Below are 24,549 nucleotides of genomic sequence, written 5' to 3'. Positions count from 1 at the left end.
CTGACGATATCGATCAGCGCCCCGTGCAATATCCGGATCTGGCCAGATATATGTGTATCTTGCACGCTTTTTATTGACACCATGCCGACTCTCCAATTATGTGCATAATACACATAAGGAATCACTGATGACAGAGAAATTCGCAACCGGGATCCTGATCTGCGGTGCCGGCGCGGCTGGCCTGACGCTGGCGATCGAGCTCGCCCGTCGGAACATCCCGTTTCGCCTGATCGACAAGATCGATGCCCCATTTCCGGGTTCGCGCGGCAAAGGCATCCAGCCGCGCACCCAGGAGATTTTCGAAGATCTCGGCATCATCGACCGGATCGTCGCGACGGGCGGCCCTTATCCACCGCAACGCACGTATCGCGCCGATGGCAGCCATGCCGACTCGCACATCTTCGAACCGCAGGACGCGACGCCCGCCGAACCCTGGCAAGCCCCGCTGCTGGTACCGCAGGTCCTGACCGAAGGCGTGATGCGCGATCGGCTCGCCGAACTCGGGCACCGACCGGAATTCGGCTGCGAACTCAGCGGCTTCGACCAGGGCGAGACCGGCGTGACCGCGCGGCTGAATGGCCCGGATGGTGAAGAAACGGTCCGCGTTCGCTATCTGGTCGGCACGGATGGTGGGCGCAGCGTGGTGCGCCATGCGCTCGACATCGGTTTTCCGGGGAAGACGCTGGGCATCCGCGCGGTGGCGGCCGATGTCGAACTGACCGGCCTGGACCGGGACGCGTGGCACCGCTTCGGCGAAGGATCGATGGAACGGCAGATCGCGATTTGTCCGCTCGCCGGCACCGACCTGTTCCAGATTCAGGCGCCGATCCCGCTTGAGGGCGACCCCGACCTTTCCGCGGCCGGGCTGTCCACGATGATCGCGGACCGCACCGGCCGCGACGACATCCGGGTCCATTCGGTTTCCTGGGCATCGGCTTATGGCATGAATGCGCGGCTCGCCGATCGCTATCGGGTCGGCCGTGTGTTCCTGGCCGGCGACGCCGCGCATGTTCATCCGCCGACCGGCGGCCAGGGCCTCAACACCAGCATCCAGGACAGCTATAATCTCGGCTGGAAGCTGGCGGCAGTCTTCGCGGGCGCGCCCGATGCGCTGCTCGACAGCTATGAGGAGGAACGCCGGCCGATCGCGGCGGACATGCTGGGCCTTTCCACCAGACTGCTCGATGCCGCGAAGCGGGGCGACATCAGGCGCGGGCGCGATGTGCAGCAGCTCGACCTGGGGTATCCCGGCGCGTCGCTCGCGCTGGAGCGACCGACACGCAACACCGGCCTGCTCGCCGGCGACCGCGCGCCGGATGCGTGGCTTCGAGGCGCCGCCGGCCATTCGGTACGACTATTCGACCTGCTGCGCGGCACGCACTGGACGCTGATCGGCCATGAGGTCGATCGCACGCTGGTGACGCCACGGGCAGGCCTGCACATCCATATCCTCGGCCCGCGCGGCGATATCATCGATGATGCCGGCCATCTGCACGACGCCTATGCGCTGGCGGCAGGGAACTGGGTGCTGATCCGCCCCGATGGCTATGTCGGCGCGATCGTCTCATCGCAGGAAATTGGGGCATTGAAGGCCTATTTCCCGGCTATGGGCCTTTAGGGCCGCGCGAAGAACAGCACGAACAGGACCAGCGCGGCAAGCACCCCGGCCAGCACGGGCACTGCCTTACCCGATCGCCGCCGCACGATGATCCAGGAGGACATGATGCCCAGCAGCACGGACGCGCCGATCAGGACATGGTCGCCAAGGGCGCGGCCGGTTCCGGCATCCCAGCCGAGCGCAAACCAGCCATAGCCCAGCCCCCAAAGGGCGAGCAGAAGCGCCAGGATGCCGGCACCGCGCATGACCAGACTCCAAAGACTGTCGAGCGACACCCGGATCATAGCATGAATGGCGACAATGATCCTCCCCCCGGGTGGCCGGAGGGAGGATCATTTCTTCAGGCGTCGATGAACAGCGGCTCATCCGTTCCTTCGCCGCCCGACCCTTCACCGCCCGCCCCGTCGATGATGGTGCCCGATTGCCGATCGAACAGCCGGCGATAAATGCCGGCGGGATTGGCGAGCAGCGCTTCGTGATCGCCATCCTCGACGACCCGTCCCTGGTCGAACACCAGGATGCGGTCGAGCGTGCGCACCGTCGACAGGCGGTGGGCGATGACGATCGCGGTGCGCCCGGTCATCAGCCGGTCCATCGCCTGCTGGATCAGGCTTTCCGATTCCGAATCCAGGCTCGAGGTCGCCTCGTCGAGGATCAGGATCGGCGCGTCAGCCAGGAACGCGCGCGCCAGCGCCACGCGCTGCCGCTCGCCGCCCGACAGCTTGACGCCGCGTTCGCCGACCAGCGTCGCATAGCCGCGCGGCAGCCGGGCGATGAACGCATCGGCGTTGGCGAGTTGTGCCGCATGCTCGATCTCCGCCAATGTCGCATCGGGGCGGGCATAGGCGATATTCTCCGCCAGGCTGCGGTGGAACAGGATCGGCTCCTGCTGCACGATCGCGATCTGCGCGCGCAGCGACCGCTGGGTCACGTCGCGCACATCCTGCCCGTCGATCAGCACCCGGCCCTCGGTCACATCGTGCAGCCGCTGGATCAGCTTGACGAAGCTGGTCTTGCCCGAGCCCGAATGACCGACCAGCCCGACCCGCTCGCCGGCGCGGATCGTCACCGACAGATCGTCGTACAGCGGCGTTTCATGCCCGCCATAACGGAAGGTAACATGGTCGAAACGCACCTCGCCCGCCGTGATCTTCATCGGCTTGGCGCCCGCCGCATCCTCGATCCCGAGCGGCTCGCCATGCAGCTCGACCAGTTCCTCCAGCTCGTTCACCGCGCGCTGCAGCTGATGCACATAATGGCCGATATCGACGAGATACCCGTGCAGGATGAAATAGCTGGTCAGCACATAGGTGATGTCGCCCGGCGTCGCTTGCCCCTGCGACCAGAGCCACAGGGCGCTACCGACCAATGTGGTGCGCACGATCCATAACAGGCCGATCTGCGACGAGCCCGACCAGGTGCTGCGCACCCAGGTGCGGGTCGTGCGGCGCTGCCATTTGGCGACCACCCGCGCCAGCCGCGCTTCCTCGCGCGCCTCCGCGCCGAACGACTTGACCACCGCATTGCCGCCGATCGCGTCGGACAACAGCCCGCCCATGCGCGTATCCCAGCCATTGGAGAGCGACGCGGCGGGCGCGACCCAGCGCGTCGCAAGGGCCAGAGTCAGCACGACATAGACCACCGCGCCGACGCCCATTACCAGCCCGAGCAGCGGCCAGTGCCAGCCGAGCAGCAGCATGGTGCCGGTCAGCACGACGAAGCAGGGCAGCAACGCGAGCAACAGCACATCGTCGAGCGTATCGAGCGCCCACATGCCGCGCGAAATCTTGCGCACGGTGGAGCCGGCAAAGCCATTGGCATGCCAGTCGGACGAGAAACGCTGCACACGCGCGAACGCGTCCTCGGCGACGTCACCCATCAGCCGGAGCGTGAACGGCACCACATTCATCCAGGCGAAATGGCGCAGCACGAGCATGGCAAGGCCAAGCGCGGCCATCACCGCGAACAGCCATAGCGCCGTATCGCGAGTCCCGGCGGTGAGCGCGTCGACCAGTTTGCCGGCAGCGACCGGCACGAAGATTTCGGTCACCGTCGCCGCCGAGATGGCAAGACCGATGAACAGCGCGCGACCGCGCTGTCGCGCCCAATGCGCGAAGGTGAAGGCGAGCACGGCGCCGATCACGCCGGCGCGGCTCTTGTTGCGAACATGAGTCATGGATTCGTGACGCGGCGCGAAGGCACGCCGGCTCCTTATGGCAATGTCGAGAGATGTCGCGGAGAAGGCGCCCGATCAGGGCGGCCTCAGGACCTAATGGCGGTGTTTGCCGAGGCCCATGGCGGCGAAAGGCAGGCTTGCAATGGTCGATGTCATCATCACTGGCCCTCCTATTCTCGAAGCCGGAACGACAGCGCCTCTACCAGCAAAACGCGCGACCGGCAACATCGCGGTGCATCAGTCCACTTCCTACCCTTCTTCCTGGGCTTGTCGAAGTGCCGCTCTTTTCTTTGCGATGTCCGTGAAGAAAGGCGGTGCTGCGCCAGAAAGCGGCATGAACCGAGCAGGTGATTCCGGCCCGGACCCTGCCGTTCCAGAACCAGAAAATCGCCCTCCCGGCCCGTGCCGGGAAAGCGATCGATTCGACTTGATACCGAAACACCGGCGGCATTCCGGGGACACGCAGGAGAATACGCGTCCCCGGCCGAACTCAGCCGCTGGCAGCGCTGGTCCGGATCGTGCCGTTGACGCCGTTGGGAAAGAACCCACCCCCGACCGTCGCCGCCTTGTTGAGATAGACGATGTTGAGCACCTGACCGGCGGTGCGGCTGAAGGCGATGCCGTTGCCGTCAGTGGGCACGATGTTCGACATGGTCAGGTCGGTCGCAAGAATGCCCTGGTCGAGATCGCCTGGTCCATCCAGACTGTCGCGCGCGTCGGAGATTTGCCCGGCCGCGGTGCGCAATGAGGTGGTCGACACGCCCTTGGCGTAGAGCACGGTGCGCACCAGGCCGGCATGATAGGCCTCTGCCGCAAGGATGCCGGCCGCCGCTTCGAGATAGGTCTTGTTGGTCAGCAATATCGACGCGCCTTTGTACGCCGTCACTCCGACATCCTCGAAGATGAATGCGCCGAGCAGGAAGAATTCGTCGCTGGCATAGGGATCGAAGGTGCCGGTCATCGGCACCACGCCGGCCGCCCGTGCCGCGGCGGTGAACGCCCCGCTCGCATCGCCCGAAATGTTGAGCACCGGCTGCGCGACCGCCGATGCACCAAGCTGAGTGCGCAGGAAGTTGACGTGCGCCAGTTCGTCAAAAGCGATCTCGCGGGCATAGGCGCGCACCACCGGATCGACGAAATTGACCGCGCGACCACCGGTCACCGCCCCTTGCGTACCGGTGCCGGTCTGCATCGACGCGGGCAACCCTGCGCCGAACGCAGCGAAGGAATAGAATTGCGCTTCGAGATATTCGAGGTTGAGCGCGAAATTCAGCACATCGGCATCGCTCGGGGCCGGTGTCGGCGTCGGGCTTGGCGTGGGTGACGGCGTCGGCGTTGGGGCGGGCAAGTCGTTATTGTCGCCGCATGCAGCGAGCAGCGACAAGCCGCCGGCCGCGATCGAAACTTTTGCCGCAGTGCGCATGAAGTCGCGGCGTTCGGCGCGGCGACGATCGGATATCTCGAGAACATGGAGAAGCGTGTCGGTATCGTGCATCGGAAATCTCCCCTGACTGGGTGACGATCTGGCTGATGATCGGATGGGGCGGCTCAGTTGGCCGCGCTGGTCTTGATCGCGCCGTTGACGCCGGCGGGGAAAAATCCGCCCATGCCCGCCGCAGTATTGGTCAGGTACACGATGTTGAGTACCTGCCCCGTGGTCCGGCTGAACGCGATCCCGTCACGATCGAGCGGCACGATGTTCGATGTCGTGCCGGTACCAGTGCCGGTACCGGTGATCCCCTGGTCGAGGTCGCTCGCCCCATCCAGGCTGTCACGCGCATTCGAAATCGCATCGGCCGAGGTGCGCAGCGACGGCGTCGCCAGTCCCTTGGCGTAGAGCACGGTGCGCACCAGCCCGGCATGATAGGCCTCGACCGCCAGAATGCCGGCCGCCGCTTCGAGATAGGTCTTGTTGGTCAGCAGCGGCGCCGCGCCCTTATAGGCGGTGACGCCGACATCTTCGAAGATGAACGCGCCGAGCAGGAAATTCTCGTCATTGGCATAGACGTCGAACGCAGCGCCCGCGCCGATCAGTCCGGCGGCACGCGCGGCATTGCTGAACGCGCTGGTCGGGGTGACGCCGATATCGATCGCCGGCTGCGCCACCGCCGCCGTGCCGAGCTGCGTGCGCAGGAACGCGACATGCGCCACTTCGTCCTGTGCGATCTCCTTGGCATATTGCGCGACCACCGGATCAGTGAAGGTCACCTGACGCCCGCCGCTCACCGCGCCTTGCGTGCCGGTACCGGTCAATTGCCCGGCAGGCAGGCCAGTGCCGAACACCGCCACCTGATAGAATTGCGCCTCAAGATATTCGAGGTTGAGCGCGAAATTCAGCACATCGGCATCGGTCGGAGCCGCCTGCGCCCCGGCACTGCCGGCAAAGGACAGTGCCGTGACACCCGCGCCAGCCACTGCCGCCGCACCGAATGCCGCCTTGAAGAAATCACGCCGCTCATTGCGACGCTCGACGCGCCGATCGAGGACGTCGATCAATTGTTCCTGGTCGATTGTCATTGCCGAACCTCCCTGATGGGTCACGTCCAGCGCAAACTAACCATATTCAAATTAGTTGCAAGTTATTGAAAAGATTCATTTATTTGTGATTTGTGCAGACGAAGCGCCGCCATCCACGAAACCAGGCGTGCCGACGCGCTGCCATCGCGAACGATTGTCGGAGGGCAGGTACGGGCGGACGGGCGGGACGGATGCACGGCGCGATTTATCATCCTGCCCGCCGCCCCTCGAACAGATCGCGGTCGCCGACCAGCGCGTCACCGACCAGGTCGAAAAACGCCCGCACCCGCGCAGTCGCCTTCAGATCGGCATGAGTGACGATCCATAACTCGCCCGCCAGTTCGGCGATCGGCGTCGTTGCCGCGCGAACCACCCCGGCATCGCGATCGCCAAGGTAGCAGGGCAGCAATGCGACCCCCATCCCGGCCTTGGCCGCCACCAGCTGATTGACCAGGCTGTTGGTGCGATAGGCGAACGCCTCGACCGGCACCTGGCGCGCGAGCCATTCGGCGGCCAGGATTCCCGCCGCCATTTCCTCCCACCCGATCAACGCCTGCTCCGCCAACGCGCCGTCCACAACCGGCCCATGGTCCGCGAGATAGGCGGGAGCGGCATACAGGCTCCACGCCACCCCGGCGAGCTTGCGTCCCCACAGATCGGCCTCTTTCGGGCGGATCGGGCGCAGCGCGATGTCAGCCTCGCGCCGCGACAGGCTGAGCACGCGATTGTCGATCGCCAGTTCGACCATGATCCCGGGATGCTGCGCCCGGAACGCGGCGAGATGATGGGTGAGCCGACTATAGGCGAGCGTCTCCGACGATGTGACGCGCAACCGGCCGGTCAACCGATGATCGCGCCCGGCGATATCGCGGTCGAGCGCCAGCGCCTCATCCTCCATCCGCTCGGCGGCGGCAGCCATGCGCTCGCCCGCCACGGTCGCGCGATACGCGCCGCCCGGCAGCCGCTCGAACACGCGCGCGCCGATCCGCGCCTCGATCGCATTGAGTCGGCGAAACGCAGTCGAATGATCGATACCGAGCAGTTTCGCCGCTGCGGTCAGGCCGCCGGCACGCTGCACCGCCAGCACCAGTTTCAGGTCATTCCAGTCCTTCATGCCACTGACATAGCATCGGAGTAACTTGCAGTCATGCAAGAGTGATTGGCATAATCGCAACGTGCATTGCGAATGCACAAATCCCAGATCGAGTTCGACGGCGACCCCTCGCCCACAGAAAGGATTCGATCATGAAGCTCTATTACGCCACCGGCACTTGCTCGCTCTCGCCGCACATCGTCGCGCTGGAGGCCGGCATCGCGCTTGACCTGGAGCGCGTCGACATCCGTACGACCCCGCACCGCACTGAGAGCGGCGCCGATTTCACCGCCCGCCACGCCAATGGCTATGTCCCCGCGCTTGAACTTGATGACGGCTCGCTGCTCACCGAAGGCGTGGCGATCGTGCAATATCTCGCCGACCTCAACCCCGACGCCGACCTCGCCCCGCCCGCCGGCACCCCCGAGCGCTACCGCTTGCAATCCTGGCTCAACTTCATCGCGACCGAATTGCACAAGATGTACAGCCCCTGGCTGTTCCACCCCGAATATGGCGCGCAGGCACAGGAAGTCGCGCGCGACAAGATCGCCGAGCGGCTTGCTTATGTCGAACGCCAGTTCGCCGCGTCGGGCCCATTCCTGCTCGGCGACACGTTCACGGCCGCCGACGCCTATCTCTTCACCATCATCGGCTGGTCGGCTTTCGCCAGAGTCGACCTGACCCCATTCCCACAGCTGCGCGATTTTCTCGACCTGGTCGGCGCGCGCCCACATGTGCGCGAAGCGATGAACGCCGAGGGCATGAAGCTGGCGGCGTGAGACGATGAGCCAGGGTATCGCTTGGGTCATGCTGGTGACCGCCGGGCTGCTCGACATCGCCTGGGCAGTGTCGATGAAATATGCCGCGGGCTATAGCCGGCTCGGCTGGAGCCTGGTCTCGTTCCTGCTGCTCGCAGCGTTCGTCTATCTGCTCGGTCGCGCGCTGGCGGTGCTGCCGGTCGGCACTGCCTATGCGGTATGGACCGGCATCGGCGCGGCCGGGACGGCACTGCTCGGCATCTGGCTGTTCGGTGAAAGCATCAGCCTGTGGCGCTTCGGCGGCATCCTGCTCGTGCTGGCGGGCATTGCGCTGCTCAAGCTCGCGCCAGCGTGACCCCACGCACCGGGCAATCCCTTCTCCCCGTCCGCCTGACAAGCTCAGTCGGAACGGGGAGAGGTGAATTCATTCCTATTGCGCGCCCTCTTTTGCCAGCCGCGCGTCAAGCAAGGCGGAAAACTTCGCCGCATAGGCACGGCAGGCGCCGGAATCGAGGAATGGGTTGGGCTTCACACCCGCGCTGAGTTGCTGGAACTTCACATCGCCGCCCGACTGATCGGGGTGCGCGGTGATCAGCAGATCGCAGGGCAGCGCCGACATTGTCGCGAAGCTTCGGCGATACGATGCGACAATCCCGGCATGCGCCGGATCGGTGAAACGGTAACCATCGGCGGATGCTGGGTTCAAGCTCGACGCAAACACCATATCGATGCACTTGCCTTGCTCGCACGATTTCCACGTCCAGCTCGTGCTGCCCGAAGTATGGCCCGGCGTCGCACGCGCGGTGACCACAACATCGCCGAGCGTGATCGTCTCCCCATCGGCGACAGCCCGCACTTTCGGCACTGCCGGGAAAGTATCGAGATGCGCCGCCTGCGGATCGTCGGGCAATGCGCGACCGAGGCGCAGCGAGGTCGCACCATCCTTGCCCGCAATCACCGTTGCGCCGCTGTCACGCACCATGGCGGCAAAGCCGCCACCATGATCGTAATGCGGTTCGGTGCTGAGAATATACTTCACCTGACGGATGTCGAAGCCGAGCCGGCGGATATTCGCCTCAAGCGCCGCGACGCCCTGCGGCACGCCGGCATCGATCAGGATCAGCCCGGCGCTAGTGCGGATCAGTCCGACATTCAATTCGGTAAAACCGACCAGATAGCTGTTGCCGTAGAGTCGTATCGGCGTCAGCGGCTTGGTCCAACGATCGGCATAGCCAGGCGCGATCGGCCGGGTCAGTGGATCATCCTTGGGCGGCGCGTTCGCCACGCCGCTGCCCGCCTGTCCCATCATCAATGCCGCCAGAGTCGCACCGATCATCATTCGTTTTCCGGTCATCCGCATCACTCATCCTCTTGATCATCCACCGCCAGACTGATCGAAAAACGCGGGAGCCTCAAAGCATCTTCTCTCGGAAGAGCCATGAAATAGATTCATATGAGTGTAGGCGATGCGAGCATGATTGATGCATGCGGCGCACAGCTGCTACGCATTATCGCCGCATAGCGGCGCCGACCGTCACTCTCCATATTCTCGCCTTCAGTTCAGCAAAGAGGCACATCATGGACCTGCAACTCACCGACAAGACTGCGATCGTTACGGGCGGCACCGGCGGTATCGGGCTGGAAATCGCCCGCGCACTTTCGCTGGAAGGCGCGCGCGTCACCATCACCGGCCGCAGCCAGGCGAAGCTCGATGAAGCGATCGCCGACATCGCGGCGTCGGGCGGTACGCCGGTCACCGGCATCGCCGCTGATGTCGCCACCGCCGAGGGCGCCACGCAGCTCGCGCACGCGCTTCCCCGGATCGATATCCTGGTCAACAATCTCGGCATCTATGAAAGCAAGGCGTTCGGCGAGATCAGCGACGCCGACTGGACGACGATGTTCGACGTCAACGTGATGAGCGGCGTGCGTCTGTCGCGCAGCTATCTACCCGGCATGCTCGAGCGAAACTGGGGCCGGATCATCTTCATTTCAAGCGAATCCGCCATCTCCATTCCATCCGACATGATCCATTACGGCACCACCAAGACCGCGCAGCTCTCGATCGCACGCGGCCTGGCGCTGACCACGCGCGGCACCAACGTCACGGTCAATTCCGTGCTGCCGGGACCGACCCGCTCGGCCGGCATCGAGGATTTCCTGCGCAGCCAGGCGAGCGACCCGAGCTTGCCGATCGCCGAGATCGAAGCGGAATTCTTCGCCACCGCGCGCGCTTCGTCGATCATCCAGCGCATGATCGAGGCAAAGGAGATCGCCGATCTCGTCGCTTATGTCGCCAGCCCGCGCGCCTCCGCCACCAACGGCGCCGCATTGCGTGCCGAAGGCGGGCTGGTCAACACCATCGCCTGACGCACGAAAGGAGGAGGCGCCAGGCGCCTCCTCCCATGAACTACCTTCATCATCATGCCGGCGATATCACGTCATGGGCTCCTTACATCACTGACCCCATCGTCGGCATGGCGAGCATCCACAGCGCCATCGCGACCATCAGCACATTCTCGGTCAGGGAAATGAACCCCAGCGGCACATTGCTGTCGCCACCGACACAAGCGCATTTCAGCGTACGCCGTTCGATATAGATCGCCTTGAACACCGAGACCGCACCGATGGTGCCAATGAACAGTGCGACCGGGATCGACAGCCAGCGCAAGGTGCCGGCGATCATCAGCACGCCCGCCAGCCCCTCGGCAAAGGGATAGAGTTTCGCATAGGGCACCCAGCGCCGCGCGAGCAGGTCATAGCCAAGGAACATCGACGAGAAACTGTCGAGATCGCGCAGTTTGAGCATCGCCAGCACACACATGCTGAAGGCGATGAACCATTGTCCGGCGAGCATAGTGAGCGGCGTGCCGAAAACCGCCTGACTGGTCGCCAGCGCCATCAGCGCAGTGATCGCGAACACCGCGACGACCGGCGTATAGGTCAATGCCTTGGGATCACGCACATACAGGCCGAAATAGCGGCGCAGATCGTCATACCCGCCGACCCGCTGGCCCTCGATAAAGGTCTGCGGCGTGGTCGCCACGCCCTGCTGCGCCTTGAACGCATCGATTTCGTCGCGCGTGGTCAGCCAGTGATCCTCGACGTCATAGCCCTTGCTGCGCAGCACATGCCGCGCCTTCAAGCCGTAAGGACAGACATGATCGGGCATGACCATGCGGTAAAGTGTGGCTTTCCGGGCCGCGGTCGGGTTCGGGGGCGCAAGCATCACGCATTTCCTTGTTTATGATCGGACCCGCCCCAAATGGGGTCCGTACCATAGTCCGGAGTCAAGCCATGAAACCGTTGACCATATCGGGACTGGCGCGCAGCGGCGGCGTGGGGGTCGAAACAGTGCGCTATTATCAGCGCCTCGGCCTGATCGCCTTGCCCGAGCGCAGCGGCGGCGGCGGGCTCGGCGGCGGCATCAGGCGCTATGATGCCGGGCATGTCGACCGGCTGCGCTTCATCCGTTCGGGGCAGCGCGCCGGCTTCACGCTCGACCAGATCGCGCAATTGCTCGCGCTCGACGCGCGCCATGACCATGACGCGGCACGCGCCCTGGCGGAGGAACGCATCGCCGCGCTCGACGCGCGCATCGCCGAGATGCAGGAGGCACGCGCGGCGCTCGCCCGGCTTGCGACGCAATGCGGTGCTGCGGCCGCCAATGCCAATCCGGCACCCTGCCCGATCATCACGGCGTTCGACCGGCACTGATCGCACCGTTCCCCAGAAATCTTTTCCTTGCTTCCTCGGCGAAGGCCGGGGCCAGTTGAGGGCGTGTTCCGGCACGCGAGACGTCTGTTACCGGCGCCTCCTAACTGGGCCCCGGCCTTCGCCGGGGAAGAAGAAAAATATATGCCGGAGGAGGTTTCGGCCGCTCGGTTCTGTGAACTCCGGGACCCAGCCCGAAGCCGCCCTAACCCGCCACACCCGCTCCTCGCGACCGGCACAGCGCATCGAAATCCGCCGCCAGCTCGGCCAGGGTGACCGCCGCCAGCCGTGCGGTCAGCAATGACTCCGCCTCGCGCAGCGCATCGTCCAGCGCATGATTGACCGCCCGCTCGACGGCACATTCCGGATTGTCGCTCTCATTGCCGATCGCAAAGATTCTCGGCCCCCCGACCGCGCGGTGAATGTCGAGCAACGATACGTCGCTAAGGTCGCTCGCCAGCGTCCAGCCGCCGCCATGTCCCTTGACCGAATGGACATAGCCCGCCTCGCGCAGGCCCGCCATGGTCCGGCGCACCACCACCGGATTGGTGCCGAGCATCTGCGCGATCGTCTCCGACGTCATCGGTCCGTCGTGCCGCGCCATGTGCAGCAGCACATGGAGCATGCGGGATAAGCGGCTGTCCTGTCTCACACATCCATCTCCCCTGTTCCCCGCATCGATGCAAGTGTCGTGGCGGATTCGACACTTATGATGTTGCGTGATATTCGCGCACTTCCGCCACTGAGGATACGCCATGACCGATAACCGCTTCGAGACCCTGCTTGCCGACCCCGCCCGCTGGGACGCGATGATCGATCTGTACGAACAACAGGCTCAGCCCTTTACCGGCCTGTTCGCCGAGGATGCGCTGGCCGGTCTGAATATCTCCGCCGCCAGCGTTGTGCTGGATGTTGCGACTGGCACGGGCGCCGCCGCACTGGCCGCCGCCGCCCGCGGCGCTCAAGTGGTCGCGATCGACTTTTCCGCCGGCATGGTCGCCCGGGTCGCGGCGCATGCCCTGCCCAATGTCTCAGCGCGGCAGATGGATGGACAAGCGCTCGACCTGGCCGACGCGAGTTTCGACGTGACGCTGTCGATCTTCGGCGTCGTGTTGTTCCCCGACTGGCGCCAGGGCCTCCGCGAAATGGCCCGCGTGACACGCCCCGGCGGCCTGACAGTGGTCGCCACCTGGGAAGCGCCGGCGGGCGCGGCGACCAACTTGTTGCTCGACACGATATGCGGCACGCTCTTTCCCGATATCACCCCACCCGCCCCACCGGCGGGCATGGCCGTATTGCGCACGCCGGACGCCTTTGCCGCCGAGTTGATCGCCGCCGGCTTCACTGCGCCAGTGATCGAACGGCACACGCATGATTTCGAGTTAAGGCTTGATGCGCTCGACGATGCCGACCGGCTCTTCGCCATGCAGCCGCTCTGGGCGGACCTCACGCCAGAGCGCCGCGCCGAAGCCCTTAACCATATTCGCGCAATGGCCGCGCAAAAGGGCGCGACGACGGTATTGCCGATCCCTTCCACCGCGCTGATTGCCATGGCGCGGCGCTGAGGGACGATCAGCGTGAAATTCCAGCCACTGGGCGGCACCCCGCTCGCCCTGTGGCCGGAAGCGCCGCATTGCGGCGATTCGCGACGTGCCTGTTCCGGGCATGGACGGACAGGGAGACACTCATGGCATCGGTGATCGGCGAAATCAGCACGGCATTGGCGCCGGAGCGGGCCTGGGACGCGATCCGCGATGTCGGTGCGTTGCACAGCCGGCTTGTCCCCGGCTTCGTCGTTGCCACCAGTTTAGAGCGCAACGGCAATCCGATTGCCGATGCCTCAACCTCGGTGGCCGGGGTGAGCAGGGCGGTACGCTTCGGCAATGGCCTGGAAGTGATCGAGCCGATCATCGACCGTGACGATCGTACCCGGCGGCTGGTGTGGGGCGCGACGGGCGGGCCGCTCACTCATTACAACGCGTCGTGCCAGGTCTTTGCCGATGGCGATGGCGGCAGCCGCGTGGTGTGGATCGCCGACCTGCTGCCCGATGCGGCGCGCGACCAGGTCGGCGCGATGATCGGCGAGGGACTGCGCGCAATGAAGCTGACATTCGATGCTGTCGCTGGCAGCCAAAAACCAGAGCGAACTTAGGCGGGCCGAAACCACCCCAAATCCGTTCATGCTGAGCTTGTCGAAGCACCATCTTTCTTTTCCCCGCGCCAGAGAAAGAAGAACGGCCCCCTTCGACTGCCTGCAAGGCAAGCGTTCAGGACGGGCTTAGACAAGCTCAGGGTAAACGGCGAGGGGTGAATTACGCGCCCTCAACACTCCACCACATTGACTGCCAGCCCGCCCAGGCTGGTCTCCTTATACTTGGTGCGCATGTCCTCGCCGGTCTGGCGCATCGTCTCGATCACCGCGTCGAGCGAGACGACATGCGTACCGTCGCCCTGCAGCGCGAGATGCGCGGCGTTGATCGCCTTGATCGCGCCCATCGCATTGCGTTCGATGCACGGGATCTGCACCAGACCGCCGATCGGGTCGCAGGTCAGGCCGAGATTATGCTCCATGCCGATCTCGGCGGCATTCTCGACTTGTTCATTGGTGCCCCCCAGCGCCGCCGCGAGTCCCGCCGCTGCCATCGAACAAGCCACACCGACCTCCCCCTGACATCCCATCTCGGCCGCCGAGATCGATGCGCGCTTCTTGTACAGCATGCCGATCGCCGCAGCGGTAATCAGCAGGATGCGCTCGCCGGCCTGGGTCGGCGCATCGGTGAAACGCTGATAATAGCGCAGCACCGCCGGGATCACCCCCGCCGCGCCATTGGTCGGCGCGGTCACCACGCGACCACCGGCGGCATTTTCCTCATTCACCGCCAGCGCCCACAGACTGACCCAATCGAACACCATCGACGGGTGGACGCGCGGCAATTGCGCCACCAGCCGCTGATGCACCCCGGCGGCGCGGCGCTTCACCTTGAGCCCGCCGGGCAAGATGCCCTCCTGCACGCTGCCGCGATCGATCGACGCCGCCATCGCCCCGCGAACATGATCGAGAAACGCGTCGAGTTCCTCGGGTGAACGCCACGCGATTTCATTGGCAATGACGATCTCGGCAATCGACATGCCGCGTTCCCGCCCGATCGCGAGCAATTCGGCGGCCGAACCAAAACCATAGGGAATGGTGATGTTGAGCAAGGCGGGCGCGGCATCCTCGAGCACGATCACCCCGCCGCCGACCGAATAATAGGTCTGAGTGAATTCCACGCCATCGGCGCAGCGCGCGCGGAACCGCAGCGCATTGGGATGGCGCGGGAGAAATTCGCCCATCTTGAACAACAGGTCATTCGCTTCATCGAAGCCGATGTCGCGTGTCCCCGCCAGCGCCATGCGCCCGGTCCCGCGAATCCGCGCCACCTCAGTGGTGACCGCGTCGGGATCGATCGTGCCTGGATCATGCCCGGCGAGCCCCAGGATCAGGGCATGGTCAGTCGCATGGCCCTTGCCGGTCAGCGCAAGCGAGCCATAGATTTCGACCAGCACGCGTTGCACATCGAACACCGCCGCCTCGCGCGCAAACGCGAGCGCGGCGCGCATCGGCCCGACGGTATGCGAGCTGGACGGTCCGATTCCGACGGTAAACATGTCCGCCACGCTGATCGGCCGATCCGGCCCCCGCGCTGTAGCGGTTGCGGTCGGTGGCGCCGTCAATTCCATGGTCACGATAATCCTTCCGCGGCGACGCCGATCATGCGTCGGCTGTCGGCTCGTCCCTCTACGAGCCCGGCGCGCCGCCCGCAACGTCCACCCGCACCGATTGCCGTTCCGTGTCAACATGGCCATAGAGGCGCCCCCGGCACGCGCCGGCCAACTCCAAGGACCCGGACCATTCGGCAGATCGGCGCACTCCCCTATAGAATCGACGCATCGGGCGCGGCCCAGATCATGCTGATCACTTCACGCGAGACGCGGCGCTGGGTCATTCCCAAGGGCAATCCCATCAAGGGGATGGCATCGCACGAAGCCGCGGCACAGGAAGCCTATGAGGAGGCCGGGATCAGGGGATATCCCTGTCCGACCCCGGTCGGCGACTTCATCTATCGCAAGCATCGCCGCGCAGGTCGATCGCGCGACACGACCGTCACCGTCTTCCCGCTTGCCTTTGTCGAGCAGGCCGGCGACTGGCCCGAACAGAATCAGCGCGACACACGCTGGTTTCCGCTCGACCAGGCCGCCGCCGCGGTAGACGAGCCCGGACTTAAGGCAATCATCGCCGCTTTTCGCGAGCCCCCGATTCCGGCATCATTTGCCGAACGCGTGCTGCCCGTCGTCCGTACCGGCGCAAGAAGGAGAGTACCGATGCTGGGCTGGTTCCAGTCGCTGATGCCGAAACAGGGCCGCTTCTTCGAATTGTTCGAGGCGCACGCGGCGACCCTCGTCGCCGGCGCCGATGCGCTGGCCAAGCTGCTCCATGGCGAAGGCTCGATCGCCGACCAGGTGGCGGAGATCATCCGCCGCGAGCATGAGGCCGACGACATCACCCGCGACGTGCTGCAGGATGTGCGCCGCGTGTTCGTGACGCCGTTCGACCGCAGCGCGATCACTGACCTGATCGGGGTGATGGACGATGCGATCGACCAGATGAACGGCACTGCCAAGGCAATCCAGCTCTATGAAGTGACTGACTTCACGCCGCAGATGCGCGACATGGCCGGCATCATCGTCGAGGCCGCGCGGGTGACCGCCGAAGCGATCCCGCTGCTGCGCTCGGTCGCCAGCAATGGCGGGCGGCTCCACGAATTGACCTCGCGCCTCATCCAGCTCGAAGGGCATGCCGACGATATCCACGACACCGGGGTGCAGGCCCTGTTCAAGGCGTCGCAGAATGGCGGCGATCCGATGGCCTTCATCGCCGGGCGCGAAATCTATTCCAGCCTGGAGAAGATCGTCGACCGGTTTGAAGATGTCGCCAATGAGATCCAGGGTCTCGTGATCGATCATGCGTAGGGCTTTGCTTAAAAGCGGTGCCAGCCCGCTCCCCCACCCGGCCTCCCACAGCGTATCCTGGATGGGAGGCCGGGTGGGGGAGCGGGCTGGCACCGCTAAAATGCGCTCTTTCGCGCATTTTCAAATAAACCGGGCCATCGCCGCGTGACTCTTTCGCTTCCCTTGCTGATCGGGTTGATCGGCATTGCCTTGCTGTTCGATTTTCTCAACGGCCTGCACGATGCGGCGAACTCGATCGCCACCGTGGTCTCGACGCGCGTATTGAAGCCGCAATATGCCGTGCTGTGGGCGGCATTCTTCAACTTCATCGCCTTTGCCGTGTTCGGGCTGCATGTCGCGCAGACCATCGGCACCGGCATCGTCCAGGCACAGGTGATCGACCCGCAAGTAATCTTCGCCGCTCTGGTCGGCGCGATCTTCTGGAACGTCACCACCTGGGTACTCGGCATCCCATCGAGCAGCAGCCATGCGTTGATCGGCGGATTGCTCGGCGCGGGCATCGCCAAGATCGGCTTTGGCGCGATCGTATGGAGCGGCGTGATCAAGACCGTCGCCGCGATCTTCCTGTCGCCCGCGATCGGGCTGGGGCTCGCTTTGGTGCTGGTGCTGCTGGTTGCCTGGACGAGTCTGAGACTGACCCCGCTCGGCGTCGACAAACGCTTCCGCAAGCTGCAACTCGTCTCGGCCGCGCTCTATTCGCTCGGCCATGGCGGCAATGATGCGCAGAAGACGATGGGGATCATCGCAGTGCTGCTCTATTCGCAAGGGCTGCTGCACGGCGGGTTCCACATCCCGTTCTGGGTCGTGCTGACCTGCCAGGCGGCAATGGCACTCGGCACCTTGTCGGGCGGCTGGCGCATCGTCCACACCATGGGGTCGAAGATCACCCGGCTGACCCCGGCCCAGGGTTTCTGTGCGGAGACCGGCGGCGCGATCACGCTGTTCGCGGCGAATTTCTGGGGCATCCCGGTGTCCTCGACTCACACCATCACCGGCGCAATCGTCGGCGTCGGCGCGGCGCGGCGGCTGTCGGCAGTGCGCTGGAACGTCGCGACGAATATCATCGTCGCCTGGACCGTTACCCTTCCGGCCGCCGCCCTGGTGGGCGCGGGGACGTATCTTGTGGCGGGGCTGTTCGTTTAGGACGATCCTCCCCTCCGTTCGTTTCGAGCGAAGTGGAGAAACTTCGCGCAGTATTTATGGCTTGTTTCTGGACTTCGCTCGAAACGAACGGGGATGAAAAGAGTGCGCCCTCAGGCCACCGCCTTTAACCGCGGCGTGAAGGTCGCGCGCGTGATCGAAATGGTCAGTCCCCCGGCATCACTGATCCTTTCGACCCGCGCATTGAGCTGCTTGGTCAGGGCGTTGATGATCGATGTGCCCAGTCCCCGGTCGCCGGGAACGCTGCTGAACGTTTCCGGAAGCCCGACGCCATTGTCGGACACCGCCAGCCGCCAATCCGTGCCATCGATCTCGTAACTGATCCGGATCGCTGCATCCGCCTTGTCTTCGGGAAAGGCATATTTGATCGCGTTGATCACCAGCTCGGTGACGATCAGCCCCAGGCTGACCGCAACCGACGATTCGATCATGCCGCTGTCGGACATCGCGCGAATAGCGATCGGGCGGCTTTCCCCGACCATTGACGATGACAGGCCGGCGGACAGTTTCTCAAGATAGACCGCGACCTCGATCTGGTCGATGCCGTCCGCCGCATGGAGGGATTGCTGGACCGCCGCGACCGACATGACGCGCTGATGCGCGTCATTCAGATGAAAGCGGGTTTCCTCCGACGACACGGCGCGCGCCTTGAGCAGCAGGATGCTGGCGATGATCTGCAGGCTGTTGGCGACGCGGTGCTGCATTTCCTGGAACAATATCTGTTTCTGGCGCAGCAACTCCTCGGCCTGCGCAAGGAGGGCAGCCTGATTGCGTTCGATCGCGCGCCGCGCGGTGATGTCGCGAAAGGCGAGCAGGATGGTGATCGCCGGGCTGTCGTCGTACAGCACCTTGCGCGCGTTGAGCAGCATGATGCGCGGACCGATTGTCGGGAAGTCGTGCTCGACCTCGAAATTGTCCATCTCCGCCTGATCGGGGATGATCGTCTCGAGCAGATGGCGCAGCGCCGGGATATTCCATTGCCCGTCGCCCAGCGCGAACAGCAACCGTCCCTGCGTATCGACCGGATCGACCTGGAAGATATCGTAGAAGGACCGGCTCGCCGAAAGCACGCGGAACCCCTCGTCAAGCACCAGGAACGGCTCGGGGATGGTGTTGACGATTGCCTGCGCCAGGATCTGCGCATCTTCCAGGCTACGGATCGGGTCGATCAACGCGACGGTCATGACATTGGACAGGTAAGGGGCACGACGAGTCTCTCACTGGCAGGCGGGAGCACGATCATCTCTCTGTCACGCAAAGCCTGCTCGGCGGAGTCGGTGATGGTCCCGTCTACCACGCTATTGCACTGCACCCTAACGCGATCGGTAAGCGCTTGGCCCTGATGCGGCCCCAGTCGTTGTGGGGACGTATTTCGCGGCGAGGCTGATTCTTTAGAGTCAGAGACTTCAAGCAGATTCTACCTCGTCATCCCCGCGAAAGCGGGGATCCCGCTGCCTTGCTCCGCACTCAGAATAAGAAGCGGGATCCTCGCTTTCGCGAGGATGACGGCGGTGGCTCAATCAAATGTCATCTTGCTGATGATCGCCGAGGAGGCCAACGGATCGGCCATCAGCACCATCGATTCAACCTTGCGGCGGGCCATGACAGCGTGGCGGCGGACGGAATGCCAGCCTACCGCCCCGCTCTATGACATGACTGGAAAAGAACCAGCGGTTGCGCCCGCTGCTTGAGCAACAACAGCGGTCAGCTCACCGCTGTTGTTGCGCTTTTCACCGCTGTTATCGACAACAGCGGTGAAAAGGCTCAAGACACTGTAAGCAGGTCGAAAATCGGCGCTTCAGATCCAACTTAACAGGGGTGGGGTTTTTATTCCGAAATAACAGCGGAAGACAGGGGTGCGATGTGGCCGCAACTCGTATCGCAACCCTCAGTTCGGGCTGAGCCTGTCGAAGCCCATGCGCGACCCTGCCCTTCGACAGGCTCAGGGCAAACGGACGGAGCGGATCAGCCCTAAGGATGCACCTGCCCGCCGACCTCGCATTCCTCACCCGGCCCTTCGGTCTGGACGGTGGCATGGCCGATCTCGAATTGCTGATCGAGCAAGGCGACCACCCGGCCCCGCACCTCGTCGGGGGCAGCACCCTGGCCGAGCGTGACATGCGCGGTGCAGGATATGTCGTCATTGCTCATCGACCAGATATGCAGGTCGTGGACATCGGAGACCCCGGCCACCCCGGCGATCGCGACGCGCACCTCGTTCAGGTCGATACCGTTCGGCACACCTTCGAGCAGGACATTGGTCGTATCGCGCAGCAGGATCCAGGTGCGCGGCAACACCCATAACCCGATGCCGACCGCGACGATCGGATCGACCCAGGTCCATCCGGTGAAGCGGATCGCGATCGCCCCGGCGATGACGCCGACCGAGCCGATCATGTCCGCCCACACCTCAAGATAGGCGCCCTTGATGTTGAAGCTCTTGTCCTTGCCCGACATGAGCAACCGCATCGACACGATGTTCACAAGGAGGCCGATCGTCGCGACGATCATCATACCGGTCGACTGGACCGGTTCGGGGTTGGAAAAGCGCCTGATCGCCTCGACCAGCACGTAGATCGCGATCGCGAACAGCAGCACCGCGTTGAACGCCGCCGCCAATATCTCGAAGCGGCGATAGCCGAAGGTGCGGCGGCTGTCCGCCGGCTTCTGGCCGAAGCTGATCGCCAGCAGCGCGATGATCAGCGCCGCGACATCGGTCATCATGTGCGCGGCGTCGGACAACAACGCCAGGCTGTTGAAGTAGAAACCGCCAATGACCTCGGCGACGAGATAGGTCGCGGTCAGCCCCAGCGCCCATTTCAACTTGGTGGCGTTGGCGCCGGCGGTGTGATCATGGGCATGTCCGCCCGCTGCGTGATCGTGCATGTCGTTCCTCCTTGCTCAGGCGCCGGCTGGGGCGTTGACGGTGCTGGTCTTGCCGTCCAGCACTTCGACCGCCTCCAGGGTGATCAATCCGATGCCGGGAATATCGGCCAGATCGTCGACAAAGGCACGCAGTCGCGCGTCCCGGTCAACGATCTCGATCACCACGGCCCGGTCGTTTTCAAGGAAATGGCGGCGATGGGCATGCGCCGACCGGCCAAATCCCAGCAGTGCTTCCAGGACCGTGACGCCGGCCAGCGTTGCATCCCGCGCCCGGGATACGACCAGTTCGAACACCTTGTGATCGCCGAAATAGGCGGCCTCGTCGGTGTAGATGCGCAGCAGTTTTGTGTGGTCGCTCATCATCATCTCCTCTCTCAGGCCGCCGCTGTCGCGGCATGGTGTGGGGCCCCCCGGCGCGCGGCCCGCTCGTCCAGGCCCAGCACCACCTTCGATATGGCCGGCAGCACCAGCAGCGTCAGGATCGTCGCCGCGATCAGCCCGCCGATCACCACCATGGCGAGCGGCTTCTGCACTTCGGCGCCGGTGCCGGTGGCAAGCGCCATCGGCACGAAGCCGATCGCCGGTACGAAACCGGTCATGATCACCGGTCGGACCTTTTCGAACATGCCCTCGGTAATCGCCTGCCCGAGTGCGATCCCGGCCTCCAGCTTCTCGCGGATCGCGGTCATCACCACCAGGCCGTTGAGCACCGCCACACCGGCAAGGCAGATGAATCCGACCGCCGCCGAGACGGAGAAGGAGATACCCGTAAGCCACAGCGTGAACACGCCTCCGGCAAGCCCCAATGGCACGGCAAGGAATACCGAGGCCGCCCGGGCGAACCCGCCCAGCGCCATGTAGAGCAGGCCGAAGATCGCCAGGAAGCACAGTGGCACGACGATCGCGAGGCGTTGCGACGCGGCCTGGAGGCTCTGGAACTGGCCGCCCCATTCCAGATACGACCCGGCCGGCAACGCCACCTCGTCCACCTTGGCCCGGGCGTCGAGCACGAACGATCCCACATCGCGGCCGCGCACATTGGCCTGGATCACCACGCGCCTTTTGCCATTCTCGCGGCTGATCTGGTTCAGCCCTTCACTGAAACGGAACTGCGCCACTTGCGATAGCGGCACCGATCCGCGCCTTTCGCCCGCTTCCTGCGGCAGGAGCACGGGTAGTGCAGCCAGCGCATCGATGCTCTCGCGCGTCGCCGCCGGCACGCGCACCGTCACCTCGAAGCGGCGGTCGCCTTCGAACAACAGTCCCGCGTCGCGCCCCGCCATCGCCGCCGCCACGGTGTCGGCGACTTCCGCGACGGTCAGGCCATAGCGCGCGATCGCCGCGCGATCGAACTTCACGTCGAGCGTCGGTGACCCGCTGGTCTGTTCCGCTTTCACATCCGCGGCGCCGGGAATGGTCTGGAGCACACGCACGATATGCTGGGCCGTGGCGCCCATCTTGTCGAGATCGTCGCCGTACAGCTTGATCGCAACATCGCCGCGCACCCCGGCGATCAACTCGTTGAAGCGCAGCTGGATCGGCTGGCTAACCTCGAACGCATTGCCGATCTTGGCACCGGACTTCTCCTCGATCCGCTTCAGCACATCGGCCTTGCTGGTCACGCCCGCCGGCCATTCCGACTGCGGCTTCAGGATCACGAAGCCGTCCGAGACGTTCGGTGGCATCGGATCGGTCGCCACTTCGGCGGTGCCGGTCTTGGAGAACATCACCGCCACTTCGGGCAGGCTGGTGACCACCCGCTCGACCTCGCGCTGCATGGCGAGCGACTTTTCGAGGCTGACCGAGGGCACGCGGGTCGAGGCCAGCGCGACATTCTTCTCGTCGAGCTGCGGGATGAACTCCTGCCCCAATGACCCGAACACCAGCGCCGACGCCGCAAAAAAGGCAATCCCGGCGCCAATGAACGGCCAGGGCCGCGCCACGGCGCGATCGAGCAGCGGCGCGTAGAGCGCCTTGGTCCGGGCAATGATCCACACCTCCTTCTCGGAGACCTTGCCGCGGATCAGCAGGGCGACCAGCGCCGGGACGAGAGTCAGCGCCAGGATGAAGGCCGCGACCAGCGCGAGCATGATGGTGATCGCCATTGGCGAGAAGGTCTTGCCCTCGACGCCGGTGAACATCAGCAGCGGCGCGAAGGCGAGCAGGATGATCGCCTGGCCGAACACGGTCGGCTTGATCATCTCCTGCGACGCCCGCATCGTCTCCTCGAGCCGCTCGCTCAGCACGAGCAGCCGGCCTTCATGCTCCTGGCGAAGCGCAAGCCGCGCCAGGCAATTCTCGATGATAATCACCGCCCCATCGACGATCAGGCCGAAATCGAGCGCGCCGAGGCTCATCAGATTGCCGGGCACGCGAAAGGCATTCATGCCCATCGCCATCATCAGGAACGAAAAGGGGATGACGAGCACCGCGATGATCGCCGCCCGGACATTGCCGAGCAGCAGGAACAGCGCGATCGCGACCAGGATCGCGCCTTCGGCCAGGTTCTTCTGCACTGTCGCGACCGTCGCATTGACCAGCTTCGACCGGTCGAGCACCGTCGTCACCTTGATCCCCGGCGGCAACGATTTGGCGATGCCGTCGAGCCGCTCGCCGACACTGCGCGCAACCACACGGCTATTCTCGCCGATCAGCATCAGCGCGGTGCCGATCACCGCTTCATGGCCGTTCTGGCTTGCCGCCCCGGTGCGCAGCTCGCCGCCGATCTTCACCGCGGCGACATCCTTGACCGCGACCGGCACCCCGCCGCGCGTCGCTACGATCGCATCGGCAATCTCGTCGACATCGCGGATTCGGGCATCGGCGCGAACCAGAAACGCCTCGCCGCCGCGATTGAAATAATTGGCGCCGACCGCAAGGTTTGCCGCCTCAAGCGCCTTGGCCAGTTCGGAATAGGAGATGCCGTAGGAGGATAGCTTCACCGCATCGGGCTCGACGACATATTGCTTGGCATAGCCGCCGATCGAATCGATCCCGGCGACGCCCTGAACGGTGCGGAGTTGGGGCCGGATGATCCAGTCCTGCACCGTGCGCAGATAGGCCGCCCGGCCGACCTCGTCGGTGAGCCGCGCGCCCTCGGGCGTGAGGAAGCTGCCGTCCGATTGCCAGCCCGGTCGGCCATTGCGGATCGTCGCCCCCTTGCCGCCAGGGTTGGCGAAGTCGACCGAATACATCAGCACTTCGCCAAGCCCGGTGGTGACCGGCCCGATCTGCGGCTGTACGCCGTCGGGAATGGTGTCGCGGGCCTGGGCCAGCCGCTCACTGACCTGCTGGCGCGCAAAATAGAGGTTGGTCTTGTCGCTGAAGATCGCCGACACTTGGCTGAAGCCATTGCGCGACAGCGAGCGGGTGGTTTCCAGGCCGGGGATGCCGGCCAGCGCCGTCTCGATCGGAAAGGTGACGCGCTTCTCGATCTCGACCGGCGACAGGCCGCGCTCGACCGTGTTGATCTGCACCTGGTTGTTGGTGATGTCGGGCACCGCGTCGATCGGCAATCGCGTCAGCTGCCACGCGCCGAACCCGGCGACGACAAGGAAGAGCAGGACCACCGCCCAGCGGGCGCGGACGGAAAAGGCCATAAGGTTCGCGATCATGG

Annotated in this window: 23 protein-coding genes; 10 read left to right on the top strand and 13 right to left on the bottom strand. The window is 64.6% G+C overall.

Annotated features, from left to right (window positions below; translation table 11 throughout):
- Positions 1 to 127 precede the first annotated feature (127 nt).
- Complete coding sequence (locus OO12_RS12995; RefSeq protein ID WP_034159075.1) at positions 128 to 1,618, top strand: FAD-dependent oxidoreductase; 1,491 nt, start codon at positions 128 to 130, stop codon at positions 1,616 to 1,618.
- Here the strand turns inward: OO12_RS12995 and OO12_RS12990 are convergent.
- From OO12_RS12990 to OO12_RS12970, 5 genes are all read right to left on the bottom strand, one after another.
- Positions 1,615 to 1,902, bottom strand: coding sequence for a hypothetical protein (locus OO12_RS12990; RefSeq protein WP_034159074.1), 288 nt, complete (start codon positions 1,900 to 1,902; stop codon positions 1,615 to 1,617). The two genes, OO12_RS12995 and OO12_RS12990, sit on opposite strands and share 4 nt — an antisense overlap.
- A gap of 56 nt (positions 1,903 to 1,958) precedes the next feature.
- Complete coding sequence (locus OO12_RS12985; protein ID WP_052215832.1) at positions 1,959 to 3,794, bottom strand: ABC transporter ATP-binding protein; 1,836 nt, start codon at positions 3,792 to 3,794, stop codon at positions 1,959 to 1,961.
- Positions 3,795 to 4,284: 490 nt separating this feature from the next.
- Positions 4,285 to 5,289, bottom strand: coding sequence for a ferritin-like domain-containing protein (locus OO12_RS12980; protein WP_034159073.1), 1,005 nt, complete (start codon positions 5,287 to 5,289; stop codon positions 4,285 to 4,287).
- A 53-nt stretch (positions 5,290 to 5,342) separates the two neighbouring features.
- The gene (locus OO12_RS12975; protein WP_034159072.1) at positions 5,343 to 6,311 is read right to left on the bottom strand and encodes a ferritin-like domain-containing protein; all 969 of its coding nucleotides are present in this window, start codon (positions 6,309 to 6,311) and stop codon (positions 5,343 to 5,345) included.
- 208 nt (positions 6,312 to 6,519) lie between these two features.
- Positions 6,520 to 7,425 carry a LysR family transcriptional regulator gene (locus OO12_RS12970; protein ID WP_034159071.1) on the bottom strand — a complete coding sequence of 302 codons (906 nt, stop codon included), beginning with the start codon at positions 7,423 to 7,425 and terminating at the stop codon, positions 6,520 to 6,522.
- Between the two features lie 131 nt (positions 7,426 to 7,556).
- On the opposite strand from OO12_RS12970, the gene gstA reads away from it, so the two are divergent.
- Positions 7,557 to 8,183, top strand: coding sequence for a glutathione transferase GstA (gene gstA, locus OO12_RS12965; RefSeq protein ID WP_034159070.1), 627 nt, complete (start codon positions 7,557 to 7,559; stop codon positions 8,181 to 8,183).
- Between the two features lie 4 nt (positions 8,184 to 8,187).
- Positions 8,188 to 8,517, top strand: coding sequence for a DMT family transporter (locus OO12_RS12960; RefSeq protein WP_034159069.1), 330 nt, complete (start codon positions 8,188 to 8,190; stop codon positions 8,515 to 8,517).
- A gap of 75 nt (positions 8,518 to 8,592) precedes the next feature.
- Here OO12_RS12960 and bla read toward each other — a convergent pair whose 3' ends face one another.
- Positions 8,593 to 9,516, bottom strand: a complete 924-nt coding sequence (bla, locus tag OO12_RS12955; RefSeq protein WP_235364776.1) for a subclass B3 metallo-beta-lactamase — start codon at positions 9,514 to 9,516, stop codon at positions 8,593 to 8,595.
- A gap of 224 nt (positions 9,517 to 9,740) precedes the next feature.
- On the opposite strand from bla, the gene OO12_RS12950 reads away from it, so the two are divergent.
- Positions 9,741 to 10,532: an SDR family NAD(P)-dependent oxidoreductase gene (locus OO12_RS12950; protein WP_034159067.1), complete on the top strand. Its 792-nt coding sequence runs from the start codon at positions 9,741 to 9,743 to the stop codon at positions 10,530 to 10,532.
- A gap of 82 nt (positions 10,533 to 10,614) precedes the next feature.
- Here the strand turns inward: OO12_RS12950 and OO12_RS12945 are convergent, their stop codons facing one another.
- A complete protein-coding gene (locus tag OO12_RS12945) occupies positions 10,615 to 11,391 on the bottom strand; it encodes a MauE/DoxX family redox-associated membrane protein (protein WP_034159066.1) in 777 nt (258 codons plus the stop codon).
- A gap of 68 nt (positions 11,392 to 11,459) precedes the next feature.
- Here OO12_RS12945 and OO12_RS12940 point away from each other — a divergent pair, with 68 nt between their 5' ends.
- Positions 11,460 to 11,879, top strand: coding sequence for a MerR family DNA-binding protein (locus OO12_RS12940; RefSeq protein ID WP_034159065.1), 420 nt, complete (start codon positions 11,460 to 11,462; stop codon positions 11,877 to 11,879).
- A 202-nt stretch (positions 11,880 to 12,081) separates the two neighbouring features.
- Here the strand turns inward: OO12_RS12940 and OO12_RS12935 are convergent, their stop codons facing one another.
- Complete coding sequence (locus OO12_RS12935) at positions 12,082 to 12,528, bottom strand: Rrf2 family transcriptional regulator (RefSeq protein ID WP_082006511.1); 447 nt, start codon at positions 12,526 to 12,528, stop codon at positions 12,082 to 12,084.
- Positions 12,529 to 12,631: 103 nt separating this feature from the next.
- Between OO12_RS12935 and OO12_RS12930 the strand changes: the two genes are divergently transcribed.
- Together OO12_RS12930 and OO12_RS12925 are read left to right on the top strand one after the other, a co-directional pair.
- Positions 12,632 to 13,441, top strand: a complete 810-nt coding sequence (locus tag OO12_RS12930; RefSeq protein WP_034159063.1) for a class I SAM-dependent methyltransferase — start codon at positions 12,632 to 12,634, stop codon at positions 13,439 to 13,441.
- 122 nt (positions 13,442 to 13,563) lie between these two features.
- A complete protein-coding gene (locus OO12_RS12925) occupies positions 13,564 to 14,028 on the top strand; it encodes an SRPBCC family protein (protein ID WP_034159062.1) in 465 nt (154 codons plus the stop codon).
- Between the two features lie 170 nt (positions 14,029 to 14,198).
- Here OO12_RS12925 and OO12_RS12920 read toward each other — a convergent pair whose 3' ends face one another.
- On the bottom strand, positions 14,199 to 15,596 hold the full coding sequence (locus OO12_RS12920) for an L-serine ammonia-lyase (RefSeq protein ID WP_034159061.1): 1,398 nt from the start codon (positions 15,594 to 15,596) through the stop codon (positions 14,199 to 14,201).
- 171 nt (positions 15,597 to 15,767) lie between these two features.
- Between OO12_RS12920 and OO12_RS12915 the strand changes: the two genes are divergently transcribed.
- Complete coding sequence (locus tag OO12_RS12915) at positions 15,768 to 16,886, top strand: DUF47 family protein (protein ID WP_034159197.1); 1,119 nt, start codon at positions 15,768 to 15,770, stop codon at positions 16,884 to 16,886.
- A gap of 144 nt (positions 16,887 to 17,030) precedes the next feature.
- Entirely contained in the window at positions 17,031 to 18,029 is a 999-nt protein-coding gene (locus OO12_RS12910) for an inorganic phosphate transporter (protein WP_034159060.1), read from the top strand.
- Between the two features lie 110 nt (positions 18,030 to 18,139).
- Here OO12_RS12910 and OO12_RS12905 read toward each other — a convergent pair whose 3' ends face one another.
- Positions 18,140 to 19,231 carry a sensor histidine kinase gene (locus OO12_RS12905; protein ID WP_034159059.1) on the bottom strand — a complete coding sequence of 364 codons (1,092 nt, stop codon included), beginning with the start codon at positions 19,229 to 19,231 and terminating at the stop codon, positions 18,140 to 18,142.
- A 318-nt stretch (positions 19,232 to 19,549) separates the two neighbouring features.
- Here OO12_RS12905 and OO12_RS28575 point away from each other — a divergent pair, with 318 nt between their 5' ends.
- Positions 19,550 to 19,738, top strand: coding sequence for a hypothetical protein (locus OO12_RS28575; protein ID WP_160296800.1), 189 nt, complete (start codon positions 19,550 to 19,552; stop codon positions 19,736 to 19,738).
- Positions 19,739 to 20,018: 280 nt separating this feature from the next.
- On the opposite strand, the gene OO12_RS12900 is transcribed toward OO12_RS28575, so the two are convergent.
- From OO12_RS12900 to OO12_RS12890, 3 genes are read right to left on the bottom strand one after another with little or no spacing between them, the layout of a single operon-like run.
- Complete coding sequence (locus OO12_RS12900; RefSeq protein WP_034159058.1) at positions 20,019 to 20,933, bottom strand: cation diffusion facilitator family transporter; 915 nt, start codon at positions 20,931 to 20,933, stop codon at positions 20,019 to 20,021.
- A gap of 15 nt (positions 20,934 to 20,948) precedes the next feature.
- Positions 20,949 to 21,293 (bottom strand): DUF190 domain-containing protein, encoded by a 345-nt coding sequence (locus OO12_RS12895; RefSeq protein WP_034159196.1) that lies wholly within the window; start codon positions 21,291 to 21,293, stop codon positions 20,949 to 20,951.
- 14 nt (positions 21,294 to 21,307) lie between these two features.
- The gene (locus OO12_RS12890; protein WP_152616406.1) at positions 21,308 to 24,547 is read right to left on the bottom strand and encodes an efflux RND transporter permease subunit; all 3,240 of its coding nucleotides are present in this window, start codon (positions 24,545 to 24,547) and stop codon (positions 21,308 to 21,310) included.
- Positions 24,548 to 24,549 lie beyond the last annotated feature (2 nt).

The organism is Sphingomonas sp. ERG5 (assembly GCF_000803065.1).
Taxonomy (GTDB): Bacteria; Pseudomonadota; Alphaproteobacteria; order Sphingomonadales; family Sphingomonadaceae; genus Sphingomonas.
This window is presented reverse-complemented; position numbering and strand designations above follow the sequence as displayed.